Origin of the sequence: Sphaerisporangium sp. NPDC049002, from assembly GCF_040649355.1 — a bacterium.
Taxonomy (GTDB): domain Bacteria; phylum Actinomycetota; class Actinomycetes; order Streptosporangiales; family Streptosporangiaceae; genus Sphaerisporangium.
This window is the reverse complement of the sequence record NZ_JBEZFH010000346.1, coordinates 1-4,712: the sequence shown is the minus strand read 5'-3', so window position 1 is coordinate 4,712 and position 4,712 is coordinate 1. Positions and strand designations below refer to the sequence as shown.

Here is a 4,712-nt window from a genome sequence, read left to right as displayed (position 1 = left end):
GGTCATGGTGCCCATCGAGGAGCGGTACGGCTGGCGCACGGCGGCCGGATCCGTCGCCGTCCTCGCGCTGGCGGCGGCCGTGCTGTGGGCGCCGCCGGGTAGCCGATGCTCTCGACGACGCCCTCGGCCTTGGGGAGCCCGTCCACGGTGAGCAGCACCCGGTCGCCTTCGGCGATCGAGCCGGTCACGCCGAGCGCGCCCTTGAACGCCTCCCACACGCGCTCCTTGTCGGACACCTGCGGGCCCGGGATGAGGGTGTTGAACGTCGAGGTACGGCCCGGGAAGTGCTTGAGGTAGGCGAGCAACTTCCGCATGTAGATGACGTCGCCCGTCTTCAGGGCGTCGTACTGGGCCTCCCAGTCGTCACCGAGGAACCCGCTGTGCACGAGGCGGACCGCGGTGCTCGAACCCTCGCGGCCCTCGATCAGGTAGTCCCACGCCATGAAGGTGCCGTCCGGCTGCTCCTCGCCCTGGTAGATGAACCGCTTCGAGGGCTCCCACGTGGTCACCGTGGCCGTCCAGGTGTTGCCCATGAGGCTCTGGGTCACCGTGCCGCCTCCACGCGGCTCGATCTCGTTCTGCCCCATGAACCAGGAGTCGACGCCCGGACCGGTGGAGATCGCCTCCCACACCTGCTCCGGAGTCGCCGGGATCAGGATCTCTTCGCGCACCTCGAATTCGTGCCGCATGCTACAACTCCTTGGTCGGTGTCTCGGGCGTGTCGTTTTCGACCGGTCTGGCCGTGATGCTCGGGTGGACGGCGACGATGAGGCGGTGGTCGCGCCCGCCTTCTGCCGCCCCATCGTGATATTTGCTCACCAGAGCGGCCACCGCGTCGGCCAGTTCCTCGGCGAAGGCGGCGCGGTCGGCCGCGGAGGCGAACCGGATCTCGCCGTCGATCGCGAACGTCGCGACCTTCTTGCGCGCCTTGGCCGCGCCGGTGATGAGCTCGCCCACGTCCCGCACCAGCCGGGCCGCGACCGCCAGCAGCCAGCGCGCCGACAACTGGTCCGGGGACCGCGAGGGGTCGGGCTGTACCTCCGCGAGGGCGACCGGCGAGATCACGTACGACGCGGCGGTCGCGCGCATCACCCGCTCGGTGACATTTCCCTTCCGGCGTTCCTCGATCAGCTCCACCAGGCCATGCCGCTCCAGGGCCTTGAGGTGGTAGTTCACCTTCTGCCGGGGCAGGCCCACCCTGGCCGCCAGCATCGTCGCCGATCTGGGCTCTGACAACTCGGCCAGCAGCCGGGACCGCACCGGGTCCAGCGAGACCTCGGCCGCGGCCGGATCCTCGATCACCGCCACATCCAACATGCCCGCAACACTTTCAGCGACAATATTGTCCGTCAAGATGAGCGAATTCGTCGGCATGGCGACCAGTGGCTACGGTCCCGTCCGGCGAAGGTTCCGTTCCGTGGCGGGCCATCCGGCGGCACGTTCCGAGGGAGGCCGGCCGACGGCCCGTCCGAGGTAGGCGGCGAGGCGGTCGGCCGCGGTCGCGCCGGGCGGCGCCTCACGCTCCGGTGCGAACGAGCCGCCGGGCGTCCGGGGCAGCTCTCCGTAGATCGCCCGCACGGCGGGCAAGGTGGCCTCGGCGACGTCCGGCGCGAGGTCGGTGGGACGGCCGGTCGCGGTGGCCAGGTCCCAGCCGTGCACCAGCATCTCGATGACGACCTGCTCGACCAGCCGCCAGCCGGGCGCCGGTCCGAACCGCTCCTCCAGCATGCCCGGCCTGCCGAACGCGGCCATCGTCGCCGCCGCGGCGGAGCGGAAGGCGGCCACATGGTCGTCGCCGAGGTGGTCGGCCGTGAAGTCGGAACGCGGGGCGCCCTCGGCGAGGCTCGTCCACATCAGGTTCTCGTAGACCAGGTGGTCGAGCAGGGCCCGCACGTCCCAGCCCTCGCACGGCGTGGGGTCGTCCATCTGATCGGGGACGACCGCGGCGACCAGCGCGCCCACCTCGGCCAGGACCCGTGCGCAGCCGTCCAGGAGGCCGGCCGGCGCCGTGTCGTCCTCGGCGAGCGTCGCCGCGACGCTCGCGTCCCGGGCACCCGGTTCGGGGTTCGTACGCAGCGCGGTGATCAGCCACTGGCCGGCCGCCGCGATGCTGGGGCGCACCGGCAGACCGTTGATGACGCACATCAGCTGCCAGTACCGCTCGGCGCCGGCGTCGGCGGCGATCTCCAGTTGCTCCAGCAGCCGCCGGCGGGCCTCCACGCCGTCGCCGCCCGGCACGAAGCCGGTGGGCGCCTGGGACGGCAGCCAGGCCGCGACGATGCCGGCCACGATCGGGTCGGCCGCCGGGGAGTCCGCGGCGATCCCCGCGCCGATCGCCTCGGTGACCCGCCGCACCCACAGGTCGGTGAGGTCCCCGGCGTCGTGCTCCCCGGCCGCCTCGGGGTCGCCTGGCGCGTGCTTCGCGGCGTACGCGGCCATGCGGCGCATCGCGGCGCGCAGGGCCGGGTCGCGGACCAGTCCCCCGAGCTCGATCCAGGCGTCGACCTGCTCGGCCGTGGGCTCCTCGGGCAGGTCGGGGGTCACGGCGAGGAGTCCCTGCCGGTAGGCGGAATGGTCGAGATCGCCCATCGTCTCCGCGACGAAATCATGGATGATCGCGTTGCGCTCGGCGGCGGACAGTCGCGCCAGGTCGGTCATCAAGGTCAGCTCCTCGGTGGTGGGCCTTCGGTCGGTGACCGATCGCAGCACCGCCTGCTGAAGGCGAAGCGTGCGGATCCGTACCTCCAGCGCGTCGGCGTGGAGCGCCGCGACCTCGGCGAGGCCGCGCTCCCGGTTGACGACATCGCGGATCGCGGCCATGCCCATACCGAGATCGCGCAACGTGCGCGCCAGCTGGAGCCGGGCCACCGCCTCGGCGTCGTAGAGGCGGTAGCCGGCCGGGGTACGGGCCGCCGGCGGGACCACGCCGATGTCGGACCAGTGACGGATCAGCTTCACCGACAACCCGGTGCGCTCCGCCAGCTCTCCGATGCTCAACAGGACGGTGTCGTCGTACACGCGTCCCAGCCTCAGGCCTCCCATGATGGGAGAGTCAACCCGGGTCCGGCATGTGATCACGCACTCCCGGGAAAGAAACCTTTCTGTTAGCTTTTCTCGGGTGGACTCTCGCGGGGTGAGCAGGGCACGGGTGGCGGTCGCGGTCACGTTCGCGGTCCACGGGGCGGTCACAGGAAGCTTCGCCACCCGTATCCCCTGGCTGCAGGACCACCTTCACGCGGGCCCGGGAGAGCTGGGTCTCGCCCTGCTGGCCCCGGCGGTCGGGTCCATGGTGGCGATGCCGACGGCCGGGCGCGTCATCCACAGGTTCGGCGGGCGGGCGGCCACAAGATGCCTCATCGCGCTGTGGTCGGCGGCGCTGGCCCTGCCGGCCCTCGCGCCGAACCTCGCCGTGCTGTGGTTCACGCTCCTGCTGTACGGGGCGGTGGCGGGCATGGCCGACGTCGCGATGAACGCGCAGGGGGTCGTGGTCGAGCAGCGGATGGGCCGTTCGATCATGTCGGGGCTGCACGGGATGTGGAGCGTCGGCGGTCTGGCGGCGGGCGCCGTCGGCGTGCCGGCCGCCCAGCTCGGCGTGGACGCCCGCGTCCACCTGGGCGTCATGGCCCTGGTGCTGCTGGCGGTGGGAGGCGCGGCCGGGCCTCTCCTGCTGGACGTGCGTGCGGAGGAGGGCGAGGCGGCTCCCCCGAGGTTCGTGATGCCGTCCCGGCACGTGCTCGTCCTCGGCCTGATCGGCTTCTGCGCGATCTTCGCCGAGGCGGCCAGCCAGGACTGGTGCGCCGTCTACCTCAGGCAGGTCACCGGGACCTCGGCCGGGGTGGCCGCCGCGAGCTACACCGCGTTCGCGTTCACCATGGCGGCCGGACGGCTCTGCGGGGACATGGTGGTGCGGCGGCTCGGCGCGGCGACGACCGTGCGGATCAGCGGGCTGCTCGCCACGGTGGGCGGAGCCCTCGTCGTGATCGCCCGCACCCCGCTGCCGGCGATCACCGGGTTCATGCTCATCGGGGTCGGGGTGGCGGTGGTCGTGCCGCTGGTGTTCGGGGCGGCCGGCAACGCCGCGCGGACGCCGGGCGAGGGTGTGGCGGGGGTGGCGACGATCAGCTACAGCTCGGGATTCGTCGCGCCCAGCGCGATCGGCGGTGTCGCGGCGCTGAGCAGCCTCTCGGTCTCGTTCGTGCTGGTCACCGCGCTGATGGTGGCGGTGCTGATGAGCGCGGGGGTGCTCGGGCGGCACCAGGTGTCCAGGGAGCCCGAGTCCGCCACCGCCGCGTGATCTCACTTTCACCATCTCACTGATGTTATAAATACTAACTTTCCCTAGAATGAATCGCCTCTGGAGTAGGCTCCTGGGATCCACGCCGGGCGGTCGCCCGGACGGCGGAGGGAGACGGTCATGACGCCGACGGAGGGCGGGCTCCGTGCCCGCTACCGCGAGCAGACGCGCGCGGAGATCAAGGAGATCGCCCTGAGGCAGCTCGCCGAGGGGGGTCTCGCGGCCATCGCGCTCACCCGCATCGCCAAGGAGCTCGGCCTGTCGGGGCCCGCCCTGTACCGCTACTTCGCCGGCCGCGACGATCTGGCCGACGCGCTGATCCGCGGGAGTGCCGCAGTTGCGGCGCTACCGCGCTAAGGGTGGATGCAGAGCAGCCTCAGCAGAAGAAGGCCAAGCCGCCGCGCACCCACTGGGACAT

At 71.9% G+C, this 4,712-nt stretch carries 5 protein-coding genes and 1 pseudogene; 3 read left to right on the top strand and 3 right to left on the bottom strand.

The window, feature by feature from the left end:
* Positions 1-2: 2 nt before the first annotated feature.
* The 3 genes from AB0B89_RS35020 to AB0B89_RS35010 form a co-directional block, all read right to left on the bottom strand.
* Positions 3-689: an SRPBCC domain-containing protein gene (locus AB0B89_RS35020; protein ID WP_358561646.1), complete on the bottom strand. Its 687-nt coding sequence runs from the start codon at positions 687-689 to the stop codon at positions 3-5.
* A 1-nt stretch (position 690) separates the two neighbouring features.
* Complete coding sequence (locus tag AB0B89_RS35015) at positions 691-1,317, bottom strand: helix-turn-helix domain-containing protein (RefSeq protein ID WP_358561643.1); 627 nt, start codon at positions 1,315-1,317, stop codon at positions 691-693.
* Between the two features lie 69 nt (positions 1,318-1,386).
* Complete coding sequence (locus AB0B89_RS35010; protein WP_358561640.1) at positions 1,387-3,042, bottom strand: TIGR03086 family metal-binding protein; 1,656 nt, start codon at positions 3,040-3,042, stop codon at positions 1,387-1,389.
* Positions 3,043-3,118: 76 nt separating this feature from the next.
* Between AB0B89_RS35010 and AB0B89_RS35005 the strand changes: the two genes are divergently transcribed.
* The 3 genes and pseudogenes from AB0B89_RS35005 to AB0B89_RS34995 all read left to right on the top strand — a co-directional run.
* Positions 3,119-4,294, top strand: a complete 1,176-nt coding sequence (locus AB0B89_RS35005; RefSeq protein ID WP_358561637.1) for an MFS transporter — start codon at positions 3,119-3,121, stop codon at positions 4,292-4,294.
* Between the two features lie 120 nt (positions 4,295-4,414).
* On the top strand, positions 4,415-4,651 hold the full coding sequence (locus AB0B89_RS35000; RefSeq protein WP_358561634.1) for a helix-turn-helix domain-containing protein: 237 nt from the start codon (positions 4,415-4,417) through the stop codon (positions 4,649-4,651).
* A pseudogene (locus AB0B89_RS34995) lies at positions 4,621-4,712 on the top strand (RNA polymerase-binding protein RbpA); the annotation flags it as partial. The gene AB0B89_RS35000 and the pseudogene AB0B89_RS34995, both read left to right, overlap by 31 nt.